Source organism: Pseudonocardia yuanmonensis (assembly GCF_039542425.1).
Classification (GTDB): Bacteria; Actinomycetota; Actinomycetes; order Mycobacteriales; family Pseudonocardiaceae; genus Pseudonocardia; species Pseudonocardia yuanmonensis.
In genome coordinates, this window is sequence record NZ_BAABIC010000015.1 from 112,800 (window position 1) to 133,389 (window position 20,590).

The following is a 20,590-nucleotide window of genomic DNA, read 5'->3' on the forward strand; positions in this document are numbered from 1 at the left end:
GCTAATACTGCCTGGTCAGTTCAGCGGCGAGCACCGCGGCCACCGTCTCGTCCGCCACCCCGGCCTCGCGGAGCACGTCCTCGGTGTGTTCGCCGAGGGCGGGGACGGCGGTCCGCGGGCCGGGCGCGTCGCCGTCGACGACGAGCGGCTGCCGCAGGTACCGGTGCTCGCCGACGCTCTGCAGAAGGCCGCGCGCCTGCAGGTGCGGATCGTCGACCAGCCCCGCCAGGTCCTGCACCGCGCCGTAGGCGACCCCGGCCGCTGGCAGGATCTTCTCCCAGTGCGCCAACGGCTCGGCGGCGATCCGCTCCGCGAGGACCCCGCGGATCTCGTCCCGCCGAACGGCCCGCTCGGGCCCCCGGACCTCGGCGAGGGCAGCGAGGTCGAGAGCCACGCACAGGGCGCGCCAGAAATGGTCCTCGAAGGCGATCGAGAACGAGACCCACCGCCCGTCCGCCGTCGCGAACAGGCCGTAGCCGGGGTCCTGGCCGAGGCTGTCCGGCGGCATCCCGTTCGCGGCGGGCACGAGCCGGGTCACGACGAAGGACACCAGCGCGTCGAACATGCCGACGTCGTAGTGCCCGCCCCTACCGCTGTGGACCCGCCCGGCCAGCCCGGTCAGGGCGGCTACCGCGGCGAACAGCCCCGCGGCCACGTCCGCCAGGGCGGCAGGCGGGACCACGGGTGCGTCGGGGTCGAGCAGGCCCGCGACGGCCTGGAAGGACAGGTCGTGCGCGGGCCGGTCACGGTAGGGGCCGTCCTGGCCGAAGCCGGACACCGAGACCACGACCAGGCCGGGGTTCTCCGCGGAGAGGTCGGCCGGGTCGAGCCCCAACCGCGCGAGCACGCCGGGCCGGAACCCCTCGAGGAGGACGTCCGCACGAGCGACCAGGGCCCGGCAGGCGGCCAGGCCCTCCGGGGTCTTGAGGTCCAGGGCCACCGAGCGCTTGCCGCGGTTGAGGGCGGCGTGGTGGCCCGGGAAGATCCGTGAGGGGTCGCCGCCCTGGGGGCGCTCGACCTGCACGACGTCCGCGCCGAGGTCGCCGAGGATCAGCGTGGCGAAGGGCCCGGGGTACTGCTCGGCGAGGCTCACGACCCGGTAGCCCGTCAGCGGGAGCGCGCTCACGGCGTGATCGCGTAGCCGCCGTTGACCGGGTAGGTCTGCCCGGTCACCCACTGCGCGGCGTCCGAGGCCAGGAACAGCACCGCGTTGGCCGCGTCCGTCGGCTCACCGAACCGCCTGATCACATAGCCGCGCAACGCCTTCCGGGCCACCTCGGGATCGGCGATCGCCGGGGCGATGCCGGGCGTGTTGATGGTGGACAGCGCCACGCAGTTGACCGTGATGCCGTGCCGCCCGACCGACTTCGCGAGCCCTCGCGAGAAACCCGCCGCGCCTGCCTTCGCGCCGCCGTAGACCGCGAGGTTCGGCTCGCCGGTGCGGCCGGCGTCGGAGATGACCGAGACGATCCGGCCGTAGGCGCGCTCGACCATCCCGGGCAGGACCGCCCGACTCGAATGGAGCACCCCGTAGAAGTTCGTCGCGATCCACGGCTCCCAGTCCTTGGGCCCCGTCTCCCAGAACGGCGGGGTGTGGGCCAGCGGATCCTCGGCCGGACCGGCGTTGCCCGCGTTGTTGACCAGCACGTCGATCGGCCCGAGCGCCTCGGTGCCGCGCGCGACCATCGCGGTGACGTCGTCGAGATCGGTCACGTCGCACCGCAGCCCGACGGCCCGGCCGCCCTGCTCGGTGATCTCCGCGGCCACCGCTTCGGCGCGGTCGGCGTGGTAGTCGTTCACCACGACGGCGCCGCCGTGGGCCGCGACGTGCAGCGCCACCTGCCGCCCGACGCCTTGGCCTGCGCCGGTCACCAGGGCCACGCGCCCGGTCATGTCCAGAACGTTCATCGGGTCTCCTACTTGCCGGGGTAGTGAGGGGTGCGCTTGTCGGCGAAGGCGCTGATGCCCTCGCGCCAGTCCGCCGAGCGCTCGTGCAGGGCCGAGGCCTCCAGCTCGCGGGTCACCGCGACCGGCAGCGGGGTGTCCTCCGCCGCGTTGGCCAGCCGCTTCATCGCGGCGAGACCGACGGGGCTGCGCTGCGCGATCACGTCGACCAGCCGGTCGACGGCGGGGACCAGCTCGTCAGGATCCACGACGTCGACCACCAGGTCGGTGCCGAGGTAGCGCTCCGCCGGGTACAGCTCGCCGGTGAACATGAGGTGCTTCGCGGTCGAGAGACCGAGCCTGCGGACCAGCCGGACCGATGCACCCCCGCCGGGGATCTGCCCGTAGACGGCGTGCCCGTCGCCCAGCTTCGCGCCGCGGGAGGCCACGGCCAGGTCGCAGACCAGGACGAGCTCGAGGCCGCCGCCGATCGCCACGCCGTTGACGGCGGCGACCACCGGCTTGCGGAAGGACTCGATCCGGTCGAGCACCACGCGGACGCGATGCAGGAAGGCGTTCGTGGCGCTGGCGGCCCCGTCCGGGACCGGCTCGTCGGCGAGGGACCGGGCGTAGCGCAGGTCGGCGCCCGCGCAGAAGGCCTTGCCCTCGGCGGCGATCACCAGGACCCGGACCTCGGGATCGGCCTCGGCGGCGTCGAGGCCGGCGGCGAGCCCGTCGAGCACCTCCTGGTTGAGCCCGTTGAACACCTCGGGGCGGTTGAGTCGCAACCACAGCGCCGCGCCGCGGCGCTCCTGGACCACTGCAGCGGTCAGGGTCGAGGTCATGGTCAGTCCTTGCTGAGGATCGTGACGACGCACGCCGCGCCCTCGGGATGGGTGTAGCCGCCCGCGTTCTCGGCGAGCCCGACGCGGGCGTCCGCGACCTGGCGTTCACCCGCCCGGCCGCGCAGCTGGGTGGTCAGCTCGACCAGCTGGGCCGCGCCCGTCGCGCCGACCGGGTGGCCGCGCGAGACGAGTCCGCCGCTCGGGTTGACCGGCACGCGCCCGCCGAGTCGGGTCGCGCCGGAGTGCAGCAACTTGGCGCCCTCGCCCGGTCCGCAGAGGCCGAGCTCCTCGGTCACGATCAGCTCGTTGGGGGAGGCCGCGTCGTGCACCTCGACGACGTCCAAGTCCTCGGGGCCCAGGCCCGCTTCGGCATAGGCAGCGGCGATCGTCCGCTCCTCGAGCACCGGGTCCGCGCCGCCGGGGATCCCCGAGCGCAGCGCCGACGCCCGCACGCGGACCGCGGCCGACGGGTCGGCGACGGCATCGGATGCCTGCAGGACCAGTGCGGCCGCACCGTCGGCGATGGGGGAGCACATCAGCATGGTCAGCGGCCCCGCGACGGTCCGGCTGGAGAGGATCTCGTCTGCAGTCCGGGCGGTGCGGTACTGGGCCTTGGGGTTGAGCGAGCCGTGCAGGGAGTTCTTCGCGGCGACCTCGGCGAAGTCCGCGGCGGTGGCGCCGGAGCGGGCCATGTAGTCCGCGCAGGTCTTGGCGTAGACCTCCATGAAGAAGGAGTCGGCGGGTCCGTCGCGGCCGGTCAGCTCCCGGTTGAACTCCTCGATGCGGTCGACGTCCGCGGCGGTGGTCAGGGCGTCGAGCGCGGCCCGGGTGCCCTTGCCGCTCATTTTCTCCGTCCCGACGACCAGCACGGTGCCGTACGTGCCGGAGCGGATCGCCATCAGTGCGAGGTGCACGGCGGTGGAACTGCCCGCGCAGGCGTTCTCCACGTTGACCAGGGGCTTGCCGACCAGCTCCGTCCCGGAGGCGACGACCTGCCCGCGGGTCATCTCCTGACCGGTCAGCAGGCCGGCCACGGCGTTGGCGTGCACGACCAAGTCGACGCCGCCGGGGCTCAGCCCGGCGTCGGCCAACGCCTCGTCGATCGCGGTGGTGCCCAGGTGGCGTAGTGAGGTGTCGGGGAACTTGCCGAACCCGGTGATCCCGACGCCGGTGATGCTCACGTCTCGCACGGCGTGCCTTCCGTCCACGGTGACTGTCTCCGGATCGAGGCTTGCAGAATACTAACTGATAAGTCAAGATTGCCGGCGACACCGATCCGGAGCGCGCGCCGCAGGGCGCAGCGCGGAGAGGGGAGAGCGACGTGGCTCCCGAATCCAGCTCTTCAGCTGTCCCGCCGTACGCCCTGGGACCGTCCTACGGCGACGTGGTCGTCGAGGCCCTCACCCGCTACTCCACGCGGGACGCGTTCGTGCTCGACGAGCGCCGCATGACCTACGCCGAGGCCGCCGACCTGGTCGGACGCACCCAGCGGGTGCTCGCCGACCACGGCATCCGCGCGGGCCGCGGCGTCGGTGTGCTCAGCCCCAACGCGCCCGAGGTGTTCGTGGTCCAGGCCGCGACCTTCCTCACCGGCGCCCGCTACACCGGCCTGCACCCGATGGGCTCGGTCGACGACCACGTCTTCCTCTGTGAGGACGCGGAGATCGAGGTGCTCGTCGTCCACCCGTCCTTCGCGGGCACGGCGGTGCAGGTCGCCGAGCGCGCGGGCTCGGTGAAGCACGTGCTGAGCATCGGGCCGTCGGAGGCCGGGCCCGATCTGCTCACCCTCTGTGCCGCAGCGGGTTCGCACCGGCTGCGGGCACCCGAGGTCGCCGAGGACACCACCGCCTGGCTGCAGTACACCGGCGGCACGACCGGGCGGCCGAAGGGCGCGATGCTCTCGCACCGCGCGCTCGTCCAGGAGGTCCAGACCCTCACCGCGTCCTGGGGGCTGCCCGAGTCGCCGATCTACCTGGCCTCCTCGCCGATCACCCACGCCGCGGTGCTGCCGGTGGTCCCGGTGCTCGCCCGCGGCGGGACCGTCGTCCTGCAGCAGGGCTTCGACCCGGACAGGTGGCTGGGCGCGCTGGAGACCGAGCGGGTCAACTACGCCTTCGTCGTCCCGACGATGCTCTACACGATGCTGGACAAGGCCGATCCGGCCGCGCGGGACACCTCGTCGCTGGAGACGCTCTGCTACGGCGCCGCCCCGATGACGCCGTCACGGCTGTTGGAGGCCCACGAGGCCTTCGGCCCGGTGATGATGCAGGTGTACGGCCAGACCGAGTGCATCGGCATGACCACCAGCCTGCGCAAGGACGAGCACGACCCGGTCAACCGGCCGGACCTGCTCACCTCCTGCGGGCGAGCGGCGGCGGGCATCCGCCTCGAGATCCTCGACGACGACGGAGCTCCAATCCCGGACGGCGAGGTCGGCGAGATCAGCGTGCGCTCCCGCGTGGTGATGAACGGCTACTGGAAGCGCGAGCAGGAGACCGCCGACACGCTGCGCGGCGGCTGGCTGCGCACCGGCGACATGGGTGTGCGGGACCCCGGCGGTTTCCTGCACATCGTCGACCGCAAGAAGGACATGATCGTCACCGGCGGGTTCAACGTGTACCCCAGGGAGGTCGAGGACGTCCTCACCGGACACGACTCCGTGTGGGAGGCCGCAGTGATCGGCCTGCCGGACGAGAAGTGGGGCGAGTCCGTGACCGCGTTCGTGGTCGCCCGGCCCGGTGCGGAGATCGACCCCACCGCGCTCATGGCACTGGTCAAGGACCGCAAGGGCGCCCACCAGGCGCCGAAGCGGGTGGAGGTCGTCCCCGAGCTCCCCACCACCGGCGTCGGCAAGATCGACAAGAAGGCGCTGCGCGCCGCCCACTGGGCAGGCCAGGACCGTCGCGTCCACTGAACCGAAGGAATCCCGTTGTCCGACAACGCTTTCGTCCTCGACTCCGACCACATCGCCTTTCGGGACTCGGTCCGCGACCTGTCCCGGCGGGAGTTCCTGGACGGGTATCACGCGCGGGCCGCGCGCACGGAGTTCCCCTACCAGGAGCTGAAGAAGCTGGCGGAGGCCGGTCTGACGGACCTGACCCTCGCCGAGGAGCGCGGCGGCCAGGGCGCCGACCTGCTCGCGCTGGCCGTGGCCTGCGAGGAGGTCGCCTACGCCGACCCCAACATGGCCTACATCCTCTTCAGCACCAACAGCCTGGTCACGCTGCTGGCCGAGCAGGAGTCCGAGGCGGTCCGGCGCTGGTCGCCGAGGGTGGCGGCCGGGGACGCGCTCGGCTGCTGGGCGGTGACCGAGCCCGGCGCGGGCTCGGATGCGTCCGGCATCCGAACCAGGGCTGTGCGGGTCGACGGCGGCTGGATCCTGAACGGGGAGAAGACCTCCGTCACCCAGGCCCCGCACGCGGACATCGCCATCGTGCTCGCCCAGACCGATCCCGCCCTCAAGGCCCGGGGGATCGGCTGCTTCCTCGTCGAGTGCGCGGACGAGACGGTTGGCTCGCAGAGCTTCGCCGACCCCGGCTTCAAGCCGCTCGGCCGCGGCTCGGTCACCATGGACGACACCTTCGTGCCCGACGAGCGGGTGCTCGCCGAGCCTGGGAAGGGCTTCGGCCAGATCATGGCCGAGTTCGATCTCAGCCGGACGCTGATCGCACTGACCTGCGTCGGCTCCGTGCAGCGGGCGCTGGACATGGTGGCGGCGTACGCGAAGGAACGCACCACGTTCGGCCGTCCGTTGGCCGCCAACCAGGGCGTGTCCTTCCCGATCGCCGAGCACACCACCTACCTCGCGGCGGTGCGGGCTCTGGCATACCAGACGATCGGGCTGCGGATGGCCGATCTCCCGCACACCACCCAGGCCGCGATGCTCAAGTGGTGGGCCCCGCGGGTCGCGTTCGCCGCGATCCAGGAGGCCGTCGTGCTCCACGGCCAGGTCGGCTGGTCGGACGAGATGCCGCTGCAGTCGCTCCTGCGCGACGTCTCCGGCTACCAGATCGGGGACGGCACCCCGCAGATCCAGAAGATCATCATCGCCCGCGACGTCCTCGGTCGGGACGCCGTCGGCGCCTGACGGGCTCTGACAATCGGAGAGAGCGTGACGGCACCGGTGACGGCAGCACGGACAGCACGGACAGCACGGACGGCACGGACGGCACGGACGGCACGGACGGACGGCCCGCGAGCAGCGGGCCGAGGCGCGCCGCCGCGAGCTCGCGGGCTTCCTGCGGGCCGCGCGCGAACGCGTCAAGCCCGCGGAGCACGGCCTCGCGGTCGGCGCGCGCCGGCGCGCGCCCGGCCTGCTGCGCGAGGAGGTGGCACAGCTCGCCGCGATCAGCTGCAGCTGGTACTCCTGGCTCGAGCAGGGCAGGCAGATGCAGGTCTCCGAGCAGGTCCTGGCCGCGGTGGCCGACGTGCTGCGGCTGACCGCGGAGGAACGCGACCACGTGTTCGCGCTGGCCGGGCACCCGCCGCCGGACCCGGGGCCGTGTCCCGACTCGGCCGAGGACCGGGCCCTGCGGCGCATGATCCACCAGCTCCCCGACGCCCCCGCCTACCTGGTGGACCGCCGCTGGAACATCGTGGACTGGAACGAGGCGGCCGCCGCCCTGTTCGGCACCCCGCTCGACGAGGTGCCGGTCGAGGACCGCAACGCGCTGCGGTTCGCGCTGCTGGGCCGCCATGCTCCGCTGCGGTTCGTCGACCCTGTCCGCAGTGCCCACTTGCACGTCGCGCAGTTCCGGGCGGACACCGCCCTGCTGATCGGGGACCCGGAGTTCGAGGCGCAGGTCGAGGACCTGTTGCGGGACAGCGCGTTGTTCCGTGCCCTGTGGCCGCTGCGCGAGGTGCACCGCCGCTCCGCAGGCTCCATCGCCTATCGCCACGACGTCCTGGGCCCGCTGCGGTTCGACTTCGTGGCCACGACCGTCGACCACGGGGCGAGCCTGCGGATGCACACCTTCCTGCCCTGTCCGAGCTGAGGAAATCCTGGATTCGAGGACGGTATGAGAGCCACCTGGTACGACCGCACCGGACCGGCCGCAGAGGTGCTGGTCCACGGCGAGCTCCCCGATCCCGAACCGGGCCCCGGAGAGGTCCGCGTCCGGGTCCACACCTCCGGGGTCAACCCGGCGGACGTCAAACGCCGCCGCGGCTGGGCCGGGCTACGGATGGACTTCCCCCGCCAGGTCCCGCACGACGACGGCGCCGGCGTGATCGACGCCGTCGGCCCCGGGGTGGACCCCGCCCGCATCGGCCGCCGCGTCTGGCTCTACGACACCCGCGTCGGCAGGCCGATCGGCACCGCCGCCGAGTACGTCTGCGTGCCGGACCGCAACGCCGAACCCCTCCCGGACGCCGTCGGGTTCGTCGAGGGCGCGTGCGTCAGCATCCCGGGCCGCACCGCCCACCGCTGCCTCTTCCGGGACGGATCGATCAAGGGCACGACGGTGCTGGTCGCCGGAGCCGCGGGCGCGGTCGGGCACGCCGCCGTGCAGCAGGCCGTGGCCGCCGGGGCCACCGTGATCGGCACGGTGGGCCGGGAGGAGAACCGCGAGATCGCCCGCGCCGCGGGCTGCGCGCTCGTCCTCGACCACCGGCGCGACGACGTCGCCGCCGCGGCCCTGGACGCTACCGACGGGCGCGGCGTCGACCGGATCGTCGAGGTCGACCTGGCCGCGAACATCGAGACCGACGCCCGCTGCGTGGCGGTCAACGGCGCGATCGCGGTCTACGGCACCGACTCCGGGCACAAGCCCGTCGTGCCCGTGTGGCGGCTGATGAACGCCAGTGTGACCGTGCACTTCGAACTGCTCTACAACCTGCCCTACACCGCCCATCGCCAGGCCGCGGACGACCTGAACCGGTGGCTCGCCGACGGGTCGATCGCGATGCGCGTCGGGCGGCGTTTCCCGCTCGCCGAGGTCGCCGCGGCGCACGACGCCGTGGAGTCCGGGACGGGTGGCGGCAACGTCGTCGTCGAGGTGGTCCCCGCCTGACGGTGGTGGTCCGACCACCACTATCAGCGCCGGCTTCCCCCCGGCCCACCCATCGACCAGAGTCGATCAGACACCGCAGACCACCAACCACCCCTGCCACCGCCGACAGGAGTCCCATGAGGTCCTTCCTCGTCCCGCCCGTCGACACCGTCACCTACGGCCCCGGCGCGTTCGACCAGATCGCCGCGCAGGTCGAGCGGGTCGGCGGCAGCCGCGTCATGGTGGTCCTGTCCGGCTCGCTCGCCGGGGGACCGGTCGAGGCCGCGCTGCACGAACGACTCGGCGCCACCGTCGTCGGGGTCTACTCGCGGACCCGGCAGCACGTGCCCCGCACCTCGGTGCTGGAGGCGGTGCAGGTCGCCCGGGAGAACCGGGCGGACTGCGTGCTCAGCCTGGGCGGCGGCACCCCGATCGACTGCGGCAAGGCCGTCGCGCTGGCACTCGGCACCGGCATCGCCGAGCCCGCCGACTTCGAGCGGTACCGGGTGCGCTTCACCTACCCGAGCACCTACGAGGTGCCGCCGATCGAGGGCGACATCGTGCCGCACGTCGCCGTGCCCACGACGCTGTCGGGCGGTGAGCACACCGGCCTGTGCGGGGTCACCGACGACGCGACACGCTCGAAGGACGCCTACACCAGCCCGAAGCTGCAGCCCCGCGCCGTCGTCCTCGACCCGTGGGTCACCGCCGGAACCCCCGACTGGCTGTGGGCGGCCTCGGGGATGCGAGCCGTCGACCACGCCGTCGAGGGGATCCTGTCCGCCCGACACATGCCGATGACGGACGCCCTCGGGGCCGGCGCGCTCCGCCTGCTCACCGACAACCTGGCCGCGAGCGCGGCGGACCCGCACAACGAGCAGGCGCGCACGGACTGTCTCCTCGGCACCTGGCTGTCGATCTTCGGGCTGACGAACGTCGGTGTGGGGCTCTCACACGGCATCGGGCACCAGCTCGCCGCCGAGTTCGACATGATCCACGGCATCACGTCGGCGGTCATGCTGCCGCTGGTCATGGAGTTCACCCGGGAGCAGACCCTGCCGCGGCTGCGGCTCGTGGCAGAGGCGATGGGTGTCGACACCCGCGACCTCACGGACCGGTCGGCCGCCGACGCCGCCATCGCCGCGGTGCGTGACCTCGTGACCAGGCTGGGGGTCCCGGACCGGATCTCCGCGGCGGACGGCACCCCCGACGCCCTGGAGAAGATCGCCGACCACGTGATGGGCGACGCCGCCGTGGCCGCCTGCCCCCGCGAGGTGACCCGCGAGGACGTCCTGGCACTGCTCCGCGCGGCCTGGTGACCTCGCAGTCCGAGCCGCACCGCCGACAGCCCCCCGCCGACAGCGCCACCGCTGATCGAGCCGCACCACCGACCGAGCCGACTTGAGCCGACAGAGAGGTCGACCATGCCGCGTCCGTCCACACAGAACCTCAGCGACCTGGTGGGGTGTCTGTTCCCCACCACCCAGACCGGTTCCTACCCCCGGCCCGGCTGGTTCCGGCTCGAGCTGGGCGAGCGCGACTTCCGCGCTGCGATGCGACACGCCGACTACGCCGGGCAGTACCTCGATGCCACCCGCGCCGTGATCGGCGACCAGCTCCAGGTCGGCCTCGACGTCCCCACCGACGGGCACCTGTGGTGGGACCCGCACCAGGGCTTCAACACCTCGTTCCTGCACTACCCTGCGCAGCACCTCGACGGCATCACGATGGACCCCGAGGTCTACCGATCATCCGGCCTACGACGACGGGCTGATGGCCACCCACGGCGACACCACCAACGCCGTCCGCGTGACCGGGCCGATCGGGCGCGGCACCTTCCGCGCCGCCGATCTGTACCGCGTCGCGCAGTCCGTCAGCCCGAAGACGGTCAAGTTCGTCAGCGGCATGGGCCCGGCCACGATCGCCGCGTGGCTCGTCGACCAGCACTACCAGGACCGGAAGGCGCTCTACCACATCTGCCACCTCACCGCGGGCGTCCCGGTGGGCTCCACGCCCTCCGGGCTGTTCGCCGAGATGGTGGCCAAGGACCTCGAGGTCGACGCGTGCGAGTACGCCCTCGCCGAGACCGGGTTCCCCGAGGACAGCTGCGATGGTGGAAGGAGTACCCCAGCGACAAGCGGATCGGGATCGGGGTCGCCGACATCAAGCGCATGGTGATGGAGACCCCCGAGCAGATCGTCGCGGGCGTGCGGAAGGCGCTGGAGTTCGTCGAGCCCGCGCGGATCCACCTCACCACCGACTGCGGCATGTTCAGCTTCCCGCGGGCCATGGCCAGGGGGAAGCTCGCCGCGATGACCAGGGCGGCGGAGATGCTCCGCCGAGATCCCGGCGTGACCCCCACCGAAGGAGCCCCATGATGACCGTCCCCGCCGAGAGTGCCGAGCCCGAGGTCCAGGTCGTCGAACTGCCCACCGCCGCGGGCCGCCGCCGGGCGATCAGCGCGATCGCGATCGGCAACCTGCTGGAGTGGTACGACTTCGCGGTCTACGCGACGCTCGCGAGCGTCCTCGGGCCGCTGTTCTTCCCGTCCGCGAGTGCCTCGGCGAGCCTGCTGGCGAGCCTGTCCGTGTTCGCCGTCGGCTATGTCGCCCGGCCCGTCGGGGCGCTGGTCTTCGGTCGGCTGGCCGACCATCAGGGCCGCCGGTCCGGCCTGGTCGTGATCATCGTGCTGATGGGCGTGGCGACGCTCGGGATGGGCCTGCTGCCGACCTACGCCGCCATCGGCGTCGCGGCCCCGATTCTGTTGGTGCTGCTCCGGGTCGCGCAGGGGCTGGCGATCGGCGGCGAGTTCGCCACGGCCACGACCTACCTGGTCGAGATCGCCGGGCCGCGGCGGCGCGGGCTGTACGGCTCGATCACCTACGTCACCGCGGCGCTCGGGTTCGCGCTCGGCCTCGGCGTCGTCGTCCTGCTCAACGCCGTGGTCTCACCCCAGGGCGTCGTCGACGGTTGGTGGCGGCTCACCTTCCTGCTGAGCCTGCCGCTGCTGCTGATCGGCCGGTACCTGCGCCGGCGGGCGACCGAGTCGCCGGTGTTCCAGGCGATGAAGGCGGAGGCCGAGCTCGTGGCCGCGGCCGGGACGGCGGTCTCGACACCGCCCAGCAGGCCGATCAAGCCCATGCTGCAGGTCTTCGGCATCGGGATCGCCATCGCGGTCGGCTCCTACACGGTGCTCGGCTTCGTGCTCTCGTACCTGCTGGTCGTGGTGAAGCAGACCCCCGCGGTCGCCTATGGCTCGGCCCTGGTCGCGACGGTCGTCGGGGCCTTCTTCGTCCTCGCGGCCGGGCACCTGTCCGACCGGTTCGGGCGCAAGCCACTCATGATCGCGGCGGCGGCGTCGCTGGCCGTGCTCGCCTTCCCGGGCTACCTGCTGCTGGCGGCGGGCGGCTTCTGGCCCGCGCTCGCCGGGCAGCTGCTGCTCTGGATCCCCGTCGGCATCGGGCTGGGCGTGTGCCCGTCGCTGTTCGCCGAGCTGTTCCCCGCCCGGAACCGGACGACCGCGATGGCCTTCCCGCACGCGCTGGTGACCGCGGTCTTCAGCGGCACCGCGCCGCTGATCTCGACGCTGCTGGTGACCGCGACGGGCAGCGCGACGGCCCCCGCCTGGTACCTGCTCGCCGTCGCGCTCGTCAGCGGCGCCGTCACGTTCGGTGTCCGCGAGACCGCGTGGGCCGACCTCCGCACGACCTGATCCGATCCGACCCCTGAAAGGACCATGACGACGTGAGTCCCCTGGTGGAGTACCAGATCGGCTGCGACATCGGTGGCACGTTCACCGACGTCACCGCCGTCGACGGCACCGGCACGGTCTACTCCGACAAGTCCGACACGACCCCGCACGACCTGTCGATCGGCCTGCTGGCCGCCCTGCAGAACCTGGCCGGCCGGATCGGGTCCGACCTGTCCGACGTGCTCGCGCACACGACCCGGTTCGTCAACGGCACGACCGTGGTCACCAACTCCGTCGCGGAGCTGCGCGGGGCGAAGGTCGGTCTGCTCACGACCAAGGGCTTCGGCGACAGCCTGCTGATCGCCCGGTCGGCGCGCAACGCCCACCGCGACCACCACAAGCAGCTCAACCTCCCGCAGATCGTCCCGCGGGAGCGAGTGGTCGAGGTGACCGAGCGGATCGACAAGAAGGGCAGCAGGGTCGTCCCGCTGACCGAGACCGAGGCCCGCGGGGCCGTCGACGAGCTGGTGGGCTCGGGCGTCGAGGCGATCGCGATCTCGCTGTTGTGGGGGTTCCTCGAGCCCGCGCACGAGGAGATGCTGGCCTCGATCGTCGAGAAGGAGCATCCCGAGATCTTCGTGAGCGTGGCGTCGCGGCTGCACCCGGTGATCCGCGAGTACGAGCGCACCATGACCACGGTCCTCAACGCCTTCACCGGGCTGCGGGTGGCCGAGTACACCGGCCGCATCGAACGCGAGCTCGCCGACCGCGGGCTACGGGTTCCGGTGGCGTTCATGCAGGGCTTCGGGGGCACGCTGTCCGCCGAGGAGGCCCGCGACAAGCCCATCACGCTGATCGACTCCGGTCCGGCGGGCGGCGTCATCGGATCCCAGGCGCTGGCCCGGCGGCTGGGCATCACCGACGTCGTCACCGCGGACATGGGCGGCACCTCGTTCGACGTCTCCGTCCTGCAGGGCACCAAGCCGCTGGTCACCGAGCGCGTGATGCTGCGCGACCAGTTCCTCACCGCGCTGTCCAAGATCGACGTCCTGCCCATCGGTGCGGGCGGCGGCTCCATCGCCTGGATCGACGCACGAGGCATCCCGCAGGTGGGCCCGCACAGCGCCGGCGCCGAGCCCGGCCCGGTCTGCTACGGCAAGGGCGGTAGCCTGCCGACGGTCACCGATGCGTCCGCGGTCCTGGGTTTCCTCGACCCGAAGGCCTTCCTGGGCGGGCGCCGCGAGCTGTCGGTCGAGCCCGCCCGCGAGGCCATCGAGCGCGAGGTCGCGAAGCCCCTCGGGGTGGACGCCGTTCGCGGCGCGGCGGCGATCTACCGCATGGTCACGGCGAACATGAGCAACGCGGTCCGCACCGTGACCGTCGAGCGCGGCCACGACCCGCGGACCTTCGCGATGGTCGCCTACGGTGGCGCGCTGGGGATCTTCGGCGCCGACATCGCCCGCACCGCGGGGATCAAGACCGTCGTCATCCCCGCCGGCGCGGCGGTGTTCTCCGCCTACGGCCTGCTCAACTCCGACGACGTGCGCACCCAGGCCCGGTCGGCAGCATGGGCGGGCGGCGACGTCTCCCACGTGGCAGCCGGGCTGCGCGAGCTGGACGGCCGGCTCGTCGGGGCGCTGAAGGCGGCGGGCCACGCCGACGACCAGATCGAGGTCGAGTGGGAGGGCGAGTTCAAGTACCTGGGCCAGCAGTGGGAGCTGCCCGTCCGCATCCCGCGCAAGGCGGACCTGACCGAGGCCGATCTCGAGGCGGCACAGGCCGAGTTCCCGGCGCTCTACGAGGCCGAGTACGGCAGCGGCACGGCCTGGACGGGCGCACCGATCGTCCTGATGTCCATCCGGGTCACCGCGACCGGGAAGGTGGCGGCGCTCGAGCCCAAGCCCGCCGAGCTGCCTGCGACCCCTCCCGCCGTCGAGCCGATCGGCAGCCGCACGGTCTTCCTCCCGCTGGTGGGCGAGGAGACCGAGCTGAAGGTCTACGACGCCGTCGCCGCCCCGGCGGGCAGTGAGATCGCAGGCCCCGCCGTCGTCGATCACCCCTTGACCACGATCCAGGTCCCGCCGGGCTGGCGGCTGCGGGTCGACGAGTGGAGCAACTACGTGCTGACCGACACGGCATCGAGCACGGCACCGAGCACGGCATCGAGCACGGCATCGAGCACGGCATCGAGCACGGCACCGACCACCGAGGGAGCCTCCCAGTGACCACCGCCGAGCTCGCCGACGACCCGGTGACGATCGAGATCTTCTCGAAGGCCCTGCAGAACATCGCCCACGAGATGGGCGTGGTCATGATGCGCGCCTCGGGCAGCCCGGTCATCGCCGAGGCGGTCGACTTCTCGACCTTCATCTCCGACGCCGAGGGCGACATCGTCTGCTACGCGGGCTACATCACGCTCTACATGGGCACCGCGCGCCAGGCCGTGAAGCACATCCTCAAGACCACGCCGCGCGAGGACATCCATCCCGGCGACGTGTTCATCTGCAACGACCCCTTCACCACCGGCAACGCCCACCAGGTCGACGTCGGCGTGGTCCGCCCGATCTTCATTGGCGACGAGATCGTGGCCTGGTGCTGGTCGGAGGCACACGTCAACGACTTCGGCGGGTTCGCCCCCGGCTCCATGGCCCCGATGGCGACCGAGACCTACGGCGAGGCGCTGCGGCTGCCGGGCGTCAAGATCGTGTCCCAGGGCAAGATCATCGACGACATCTGGCGAATCATCGAGACCAACATCCGGGTGCCGGACATCGTGCTCGGCGACATCCGCTGCTTCATCGCCGCGTGCAACCGGTGCGACGATCGGATCAACGCCCTCGTCGCCGAGTACGGCCTGGACACCTACAAGCGGTACATCGAGGTGGCCAAGGACCTGGCGGCACAGGCGGTGCGCAGCCGGATCTCCGAGCTCCCGAACGGGGTCTACACGGCCGTCGAGTACGAGGAGCACAACGGCCACACCAACGACATCTACCCCGTCAAGTGCACGATGACGGTGGAGGACGAGAAGCTCACCTTCGACTTCACCGAGTCGGCACCGCAGACCGACGGGTTCGTGAACTGCAGCGCGGCGATCACCTTGGGCTGCGTAGCGTCGCCGCTGCTCATGACGCTGTTCCCTGACCTGCCGATCAACCAGGGCACGCTCCGCCCGATCGAGGTGATCACCAAGCCCGGTACCATCTGCGACGTCCAGATGCCGGCACCGGTGTCGTCCGGACACCTGGAGACGGGGCTGCGGGTCTGCCGTGCCGTCACCCGGCTGCTCGGCGAGGTCCAGGCGAAGGCCGCGGACCCGTTCATCCGTGACCACGTGATGGCGACGTGGCAGGACTCGTGGTGTGCCGGGTTCTTCTACGCCCCGGACGAGAACGGCGCCCTGGTGCCCTTCCCGGACATGAACGGCGGCTCGGGCGGGGCCGGTGCGCAGCCGATCGGCGACGGCATGGACGTGGGCGGCGCCCTCGCGCAGCCGCAGAACAGCCTGCCGGACATCGAGATCAACGAGTTCGCCTACCCGATCCTCTACCTGTGGCGCAGGCTGAACCAGAACTCCGGCGGGCCCGGGAAGTACCGCGGCGGCACGGGTCTGGACCTGGCCTGGACGCCCTGGTACACGACCGGTGGGCAGGAGCACACCATGCTGTCCTGCTGGCAGGTCCCGCCGAACGGGGCCTTCGGCGGCTACCCGGGGACGTCGAGCCGGTTCACCCTCACCAACGGCGCGGGCGCGGACAAGGCACTGGCGGAGGGGCGGATCCCCGCCTCGCTCGCGGAGCTCGACGCCGAGCCGCAGGCGTTGCAGGGCAAGCAGTTCGGCATGATCGTGCTGCCCGGCGACGTCGTGACCCTGCGGTCCGGCGGGGGCGGCGGCTACGGCGACCCGCTGGAGCGCGAGCCGGAGCTGGTGGCCGCGGACGTCCGGGCGGGGATCCTGACCACGCACGCCGCCGAGGTGTCCTACGGCGTGGTCGTCGCCGACGGGGTGGCCAACGAGGCCGCGACCGCCGCCGCGCGGGACCGGATCCGCACCGAGCGCCGGAGCTGGGCGCGCGAGGACGGTCTGGCGGTGCGACGGGGCCCTGCGTCGGAGAGGCTCGTCGAGCTGGGGCAGTGGTGCTCGCCGCGCGAGGGCGTGACCTTTGCCGAGTTCGCGGACCCGGAGACCGGTGCGCTGGTGCGCACCGAGGTCTTGGTCGCCGAGGACGCCTGATGGCGCCGGTCGGCCCCGCCCACACCGGGGACGGTCTCGAGGGCCGCACGGCGATCGTGACCGGCGCGGGTTCCCAGACCTCCGGCATCGGCAACGGAGGGGCCGCCGCGGTGCTGCTCGCCCGGGCCGGAGCCCGCGTGGTGCTGGTGGACGCGGTGGCCGCCGGCTCGACGAGGCGGTGGACCTGGTCAAGGAGGTCGGCGGGGAGCCCCTGGCGGTGATCGCGGACGTGACCCGCGAGGCGGACTGCCGCGCGGTCGTCGGGGCGCGGCTCGATCGTGAACGTGTCCTCGCTGGCCGGGACCCTCACCCGTCCCCGCCCGGCCTACGCCGCGACCAAGGGTGCGGTCCTGTCGCTGACCCGCTCCGTGGCCATGACGCACGGGCCCGAGGGCATCCGGGTCAACGCCGTCGCGCCGGGGATCGTCCACACACGCCGATGGTTATGCCACCACCGCCACCCCGAACCGAGGAGAACGATGAGCTACTACATGCTGGCCGCCCTCCAGAAGCACGACGCCGAGGTGTTCGCGCAGTACCAACAGCGGACGGCCGCCACACTCGGTGCCTACGAGTGCAGACCGCTGAGCGTGAACACCGGCCACAAGGTGATCGAGGGGGAGGGGGACCCGGACGTCGTCGTGCTGCTGGAGTTCGCCGACGAGGCCGAGTTCGACCGCTGGTGGAACAGCCCGGAGTACACGGAGGTCAAGCACCTGCGGGAGAAGTCCGCGACCGTACTGCTCGGGGTGGCGTTCGGCAGCGGGGTGCACCTCCCGGAATGAAAGCACTGACCTACAGCGGGCCGCAGGACGTCCGCGTCGTCGACGTCCCGGACGCCAAGCCCGCCGACGAGCTGGGCGCGGTGGTCCAGGTGAGCGCAGCCGGCGTGTGCGGCAGCGACCTGCACGTCTACGCCGGACACGGGTTCAGCCACGACACCGGGTACTGCGTCGGCCACGAGGCCGTCGGCGAGGTGGTGGAGGTCGAAAGCGAGGTGCGTCGCTTCGCTGTCGGCGACCGCGTGCTGCTCCCGGCCTCGATCGGCTGCGCCTGGTGCGCCACCTGCGCTCGGGGCCATGTGGTGGCGTGCGAGCACCGGCGCGAGCCGTGGAAGGAGTTCTGCTACGGCATGAGCCAGCGCCTCCCCGGCTGCCAGGCCGAGGCGGTCGCGGTGCCCCACGCCGACATGAACATGCTGCGGGTCCCCGCGGGCGTCACCGACGACACCGCGATCCTGTTGACCGACAACGCCCCCACCGCCTGGTACGGGGCGCGACGGGCCCGGATCACGCCCGGGGACGTCGTCGCGGTGATCGGTCTGGGGCCGGTCGGCCAGCTGGCCGTGCAGTCGGCGTTCCTGATGGGGGCCGCGCGCGTGCTCGCCGCAGACCCCGTCGACCACCGACGCGCGTGGGCGGTGGAGCACGGCGCCGAGCCCGTCGACCCGACGGACCCGAAGGCGTCGATCAAGGAGCTGACGGCGGGGGAGGGGTGCGACGCCGTGATCGAGGCGGTCGGCGCGGACGAGACGATCGCGCTCGCCGTGAGCGCGGCGCGGCAGGCGGGACGGGTGAGCGTGATCGGGGTGAGCCGCAACGGCGCCTTCCCGTTCCGGATGGAGGCGGCGCAGACCAAGGAGCTGGAGTTCGCGATCGGCCTCTGCTCGGCGCAGCGCGAGCTGCCCGCCCTGATCTCGCTCGCCGCGGCGGGTCGGCTCGCGCCGGACCGGCTGATCACCCACCGGTGGGGGCTCTCCGAGGGGCCCGCCGCCTACGCCATGCTCGCCGCCCGCACCGGCGGCGTCGGCAAGGTCGTCCTGGACCCGGCCCGATGATCGCCCGCGAGCAGCGCGGGGCCGTCACCGTCCTGACGATCGAGCACGGCCCGGTCAACGCCATGGACCTGGAGCTGTGCCGCGCACTCACGGCCGAGCTCTCCACGGTGACCGGGCCGGTGGTTTTCTGACGGGCGCCGGGCGTGCCTTCTCGGCGGGCGTCGACCTCCGACGGCTGCTGGACGGGGGTACGGCGTACGTCCGCGAGTTCCTCCCCGCCCTCGACGAGCTGTTCACCGCGGCGTTCGCGCTGAACGTCCCGGCCGTCGCGGCGGTCAACGGGCATGCGATCGCCGGGGGCGCCGTACTGGCCGCAGCCGCGAACCGGGTGCTGATGGCCGACGGACGCGGTCGTTTCGGAGCACCGGAGCTGAAGGTCGGGGTGGCGTTCCCACAGTCCGCGCTGGAGATCCTCCGGCACCGGGTCGGGGAGGTCGCGCTGCGGCGGGTGGTCGTGGAGGCGGAGACCCACGGCCCGGCCGAGGCCCACGCCCTCGGACTCGTCGACGAGGTCGTGGCGCCGGACGCGCTGCTCGACCAGGCGGTCGCCGCGGCGGACGCCTTCGCCGTCGGCGCGCCCGCCGACGCGTTCGCGCTGACCAAGGCCCAGCTGCGGCGGGAGGGCGCCGACCGCATCGCGCGCGCGGACCCGGGGGAGGTGCTGGAGATGTGGTGCCGCCGCGTCGACGACGGCTGGACGGCCCGCTACCTCGAACAGACCACGGGGAAACGCTGATGGGAACCCTCGACGGCCGCACCGCCGTCGTCACCGGAGGATCGCGCGGCATCGGCCTGGCGATCGCCCGGACCCTGCTCGACCGGGGCGCGTCGGTGGTGCTCACGAGCCGGCGGGAGGAGGCGGCCAAGGCGGCCGCGGACTCCCTGGGCTCGGAGCGGGTGCGCGGGTTCGGTGCCCACACCGCGAGCCTGCCGCCGAGGCCTCTGTCGCGTTCGCCGTGGACGCGTTCGGGTCGCTGGACGTCCTCGTCAACAACGCGGGGACGAACCCGGCCCACGGCCCGATCGTGGACCAGGACCGCGCCCGGTTCCTCAAGACGCTCGAGGTCGACCTGTGGGCGCCGGCGCTGTGGGCGGGGGTGGCGTGGCGGGCGTGGATGCGGGACCACGGCGGCGTCGTCGTGAACATCGCGTCGGTCGGCGCCTACGTCAACGCGCCCGGTCTCGGCGTCTACGGTGCGTCCAAGGCCGCGCTGGTCCACATGACCCAGCAGTTGGCCATCGAGCTCGCGCCGGGGGTGCGGGTGAACGCCGTCGCGCCCGGGGTCGTGCGGACCGCCCTGTCCCGGTCGCTGTGGGAGGGCCGGGAGGCGGCCGCGGGCGCGAACACCCTGCTCGGACGCCTCGGCACGGTCGAGGAGGTCGCCGCGGCGGTGGCCTACCTCGTCTCCGACGATGCCCGTGTGGGTGACGGGCGAGACCCTGGTGATCGACGGGGGCGAGCGCCTGGCCTGATGAGGAGGCGGACACCGCGCGCAGCGTGAGTTCACCGACGACCCGGCGCGGAGAGCCGCCGCCGACTCTGGGGACGTCCATGACATCAACCATGACGCGAATCAGAGGACCCCGGAGTGCCCAGGTCCCCGCGACGCGCGACCCGGGGTGCTCCTGGCGCTCGTAGAAGCGTCAGAGCAGCCTGCCGCGCTCCCTTGTGAACAGTAGGTCGTCGGGTCCGGGTGCGTCAGCCCCGCCTGCCGCCGGCGGTGTGGACCGTCACCCACGTCGATCCCGGCCGTTCGTTCACGTGGTCCTCGCACGCTCCGGGCTTGCGCTCCACGGCCGAGCACGAGATCCGACGGGCGGCCGGCGGGTGCACGCTCGTCCTCCGCTTCGCGCAGACCGGTCTGCTGGCCGGCCCGGTCTGGCGTCTGATGGTGCGGACCGTCCGGCGGTACGTCGATCTCGAGGCCGAAGGGCTGAAGCGGCGGGCGGAGACGCCGGGGGAGTGAGCGTTCCGGCTCGCACCTCCGCCTCGAGTCGTCCATCCGAACGCTCGCCCGCCCACGCCGGGATCCGTTACCGTCCGCAGCGGTGCGGCGGGGCGTCGGCTCCCGCCGTCACCGCACTGCGGAGCGACGCCGGGCACGTGTG

General features: G+C 72.5%; 21 protein-coding genes and 3 pseudogenes. 20 read left to right on the top strand and 4 right to left on the bottom strand.

Going from position 1 to position 20,590, the window contains the following annotated elements:
* Position 1 precedes the first annotated feature (1 nt).
* From ABD990_RS21790 to ABD990_RS21805, 4 genes are read right to left on the bottom strand one after another with little or no spacing between them, the layout of a single operon-like run.
* Positions 2–1,126: a CaiB/BaiF CoA transferase family protein gene (locus ABD990_RS21790; protein ID WP_345382567.1), complete on the bottom strand. Its 1,125-nt coding sequence runs from the start codon at positions 1,124–1,126 to the stop codon at positions 2–4.
* Positions 1,123–1,908, bottom strand: a complete 786-nt coding sequence (locus tag ABD990_RS21795; RefSeq protein ID WP_345382568.1) for an SDR family NAD(P)-dependent oxidoreductase — start codon at positions 1,906–1,908, stop codon at positions 1,123–1,125. The genes ABD990_RS21790 and ABD990_RS21795 overlap by 4 nt, the downstream gene beginning before the upstream one ends.
* An 8-nt stretch (positions 1,909–1,916) precedes the next feature.
* Entirely contained in the window at positions 1,917–2,729 is an 813-nt protein-coding gene (locus tag ABD990_RS21800; RefSeq protein WP_345382569.1) for an enoyl-CoA hydratase/isomerase family protein, read from the bottom strand.
* A 2-nt stretch (positions 2,730–2,731) separates the two neighbouring features.
* On the bottom strand, positions 2,732–3,910 hold the full coding sequence (locus tag ABD990_RS21805; protein ID WP_345382570.1) for a thiolase family protein: 1,179 nt from the start codon (positions 3,908–3,910) through the stop codon (positions 2,732–2,734).
* Between the two features lie 140 nt (positions 3,911–4,050).
* Here ABD990_RS21805 and ABD990_RS21810 point away from each other — a divergent pair, with 140 nt between their 5' ends.
* From ABD990_RS21810 to ABD990_RS21900, 20 genes and pseudogenes are all read left to right on the top strand, one after another.
* Positions 4,051–5,643 (top strand): AMP-binding protein, encoded by a 1,593-nt coding sequence (locus ABD990_RS21810; protein WP_345382571.1) that lies wholly within the window; start codon positions 4,051–4,053, stop codon positions 5,641–5,643.
* A 15-nt stretch (positions 5,644–5,658) separates the two neighbouring features.
* Positions 5,659–6,816, top strand: a complete 1,158-nt coding sequence (locus tag ABD990_RS21815; RefSeq protein WP_345382572.1) for an acyl-CoA dehydrogenase family protein — start codon at positions 5,659–5,661, stop codon at positions 6,814–6,816.
* 148 nt (positions 6,817–6,964) lie between these two features.
* A pseudogene (locus ABD990_RS21820) lies at positions 6,965–7,177 on the top strand (helix-turn-helix domain-containing protein); the annotation flags it as partial.
* A 12-nt stretch (positions 7,178–7,189) separates the two neighbouring features.
* A complete protein-coding gene (locus tag ABD990_RS21825; RefSeq protein WP_345382649.1) occupies positions 7,190–7,723 on the top strand; it encodes an MmyB family transcriptional regulator in 534 nt (177 codons plus the stop codon).
* Between the two features lie 24 nt (positions 7,724–7,747).
* A complete protein-coding gene (locus tag ABD990_RS21830) occupies positions 7,748–8,740 on the top strand; it encodes an NADPH:quinone reductase (protein WP_345382573.1) in 993 nt (330 codons plus the stop codon).
* A 116-nt stretch (positions 8,741–8,856) separates the two neighbouring features.
* Complete coding sequence (locus ABD990_RS21835) at positions 8,857–10,038, top strand: iron-containing alcohol dehydrogenase (protein ID WP_345382574.1); 1,182 nt, start codon at positions 8,857–8,859, stop codon at positions 10,036–10,038.
* Positions 10,039–10,492: 454 nt separating this feature from the next.
* Entirely contained in the window at positions 10,493–10,897 is a 405-nt protein-coding gene (locus tag ABD990_RS21840; protein WP_345382575.1) for a hypothetical protein, read from the top strand.
* Complete coding sequence (locus ABD990_RS21845; RefSeq protein WP_345382576.1) at positions 10,783–11,097, top strand: uroporphyrinogen decarboxylase/cobalamine-independent methonine synthase family protein; 315 nt, start codon at positions 10,783–10,785, stop codon at positions 11,095–11,097. The genes ABD990_RS21840 and ABD990_RS21845 overlap by 115 nt, the downstream gene beginning before the upstream one ends.
* Complete coding sequence (locus ABD990_RS21850) at positions 11,097–12,431, top strand: MFS transporter (protein ID WP_345382577.1); 1,335 nt, start codon at positions 11,097–11,099, stop codon at positions 12,429–12,431. Before ABD990_RS21845 ends, ABD990_RS21850 begins: the two co-directional genes overlap by 1 nt.
* 32 nt (positions 12,432–12,463) lie before the next feature.
* Positions 12,464–14,635, top strand: coding sequence for a hydantoinase/oxoprolinase family protein (locus ABD990_RS21855; RefSeq protein ID WP_345382578.1), 2,172 nt, complete (start codon positions 12,464–12,466; stop codon positions 14,633–14,635).
* Positions 14,632–16,644, top strand: a complete 2,013-nt coding sequence (locus tag ABD990_RS21860; RefSeq protein WP_345382579.1) for a hydantoinase B/oxoprolinase family protein — start codon at positions 14,632–14,634, stop codon at positions 16,642–16,644. Before ABD990_RS21855 ends, ABD990_RS21860 begins: the two co-directional genes overlap by 4 nt.
* Positions 16,644–16,865, top strand: coding sequence for a hypothetical protein (locus ABD990_RS21865; RefSeq protein WP_345382580.1), 222 nt, complete (start codon positions 16,644–16,646; stop codon positions 16,863–16,865). The genes ABD990_RS21860 and ABD990_RS21865 overlap by 1 nt, the downstream gene beginning before the upstream one ends.
* A 51-nt stretch (positions 16,866–16,916) precedes the next feature.
* Positions 16,917–17,069, top strand: a pseudogene (locus ABD990_RS34475) (SDR family oxidoreductase); the annotation flags it as partial.
* A gap of 54 nt (positions 17,070–17,123) precedes the next feature.
* Positions 17,124–17,429 carry a DUF1330 domain-containing protein gene (locus ABD990_RS21870; protein ID WP_345382581.1) on the top strand — a complete coding sequence of 102 codons (306 nt, stop codon included), beginning with the start codon at positions 17,124–17,126 and terminating at the stop codon, positions 17,427–17,429.
* A complete protein-coding gene (locus ABD990_RS21875; protein WP_345382582.1) occupies positions 17,426–18,481 on the top strand; it encodes a zinc-binding dehydrogenase in 1,056 nt (351 codons plus the stop codon). Before ABD990_RS21870 ends, ABD990_RS21875 begins: the two co-directional genes overlap by 4 nt.
* On the top strand, positions 18,478–18,612 hold the full coding sequence (locus tag ABD990_RS21880; RefSeq protein WP_345382583.1) for a hypothetical protein: 135 nt from the start codon (positions 18,478–18,480) through the stop codon (positions 18,610–18,612). The genes ABD990_RS21875 and ABD990_RS21880 overlap by 4 nt, the downstream gene beginning before the upstream one ends.
* Positions 18,558–19,217 carry an enoyl-CoA hydratase/isomerase family protein gene (locus ABD990_RS21885; protein ID WP_345382584.1) on the top strand — a complete coding sequence of 220 codons (660 nt, stop codon included), beginning with the start codon at positions 18,558–18,560 and terminating at the stop codon, positions 19,215–19,217. The genes ABD990_RS21880 and ABD990_RS21885 overlap by 55 nt, the downstream gene beginning before the upstream one ends.
* Positions 19,217–19,369, top strand: a pseudogene (locus tag ABD990_RS21890) (SDR family NAD(P)-dependent oxidoreductase); the annotation flags it as partial. The gene ABD990_RS21885 and the pseudogene ABD990_RS21890, both read left to right, overlap by 1 nt.
* A 68-nt stretch (positions 19,370–19,437) precedes the next feature.
* On the top strand, positions 19,438–19,983 hold the full coding sequence (locus tag ABD990_RS21895) for an SDR family oxidoreductase (RefSeq protein WP_345382585.1): 546 nt from the start codon (positions 19,438–19,440) through the stop codon (positions 19,981–19,983).
* A 192-nt stretch (positions 19,984–20,175) separates the two neighbouring features.
* Positions 20,176–20,448, top strand: coding sequence for an SRPBCC family protein (locus tag ABD990_RS21900; protein WP_345382586.1), 273 nt, complete (start codon positions 20,176–20,178; stop codon positions 20,446–20,448).
* Positions 20,449–20,590: the final 142 nt, after the last annotated feature.

Excerpts from the sequence above, each read along its gene's own strand:
- ABD990_RS21870 (WP_345382581.1), top strand. The coding sequence starts at position 17,124 with ATGAGCTACTACATGCTGGCCGCCCTCCAGAAGCACGACGCCGAGGTG.
- ABD990_RS21875 (WP_345382582.1), top strand. The coding sequence starts at position 17,426 with ATGAAAGCACTGACCTACAGCGGGCCGCAGGACGTCCGCGTCGTCGAC.
- ABD990_RS21840 (WP_345382575.1), top strand. The coding sequence starts at position 10,493 with ATGGCCACCCACGGCGACACCACCAACGCCGTCCGCGTGACCGGGCCG.
- ABD990_RS21795 (WP_345382568.1), bottom strand. The coding sequence starts at position 1,908 with ATGAACGTTCTGGACATGACCGGGCGCGTGGCCCTGGTGACCGGCGCA.
- ABD990_RS21880 (WP_345382583.1), top strand. The coding sequence starts at position 18,478 with ATGATCGCCCGCGAGCAGCGCGGGGCCGTCACCGTCCTGACGATCGAG.
- ABD990_RS21800 (WP_345382569.1), bottom strand. The coding sequence starts at position 2,729 with ATGACCTCGACCCTGACCGCTGCAGTGGTCCAGGAGCGCCGCGGCGCG.
- ABD990_RS21865 (WP_345382580.1), top strand. The coding sequence starts at position 16,644 with ATGGCGCCGGTCGGCCCCGCCCACACCGGGGACGGTCTCGAGGGCCGC.
- ABD990_RS21830 (WP_345382573.1), top strand. The coding sequence starts at position 7,748 with ATGAGAGCCACCTGGTACGACCGCACCGGACCGGCCGCAGAGGTGCTG.
- ABD990_RS21835 (WP_345382574.1), top strand. The coding sequence starts at position 8,857 with ATGAGGTCCTTCCTCGTCCCGCCCGTCGACACCGTCACCTACGGCCCC.
- ABD990_RS21850 (WP_345382577.1), top strand. The coding sequence starts at position 11,097 with ATGACCGTCCCCGCCGAGAGTGCCGAGCCCGAGGTCCAGGTCGTCGAA.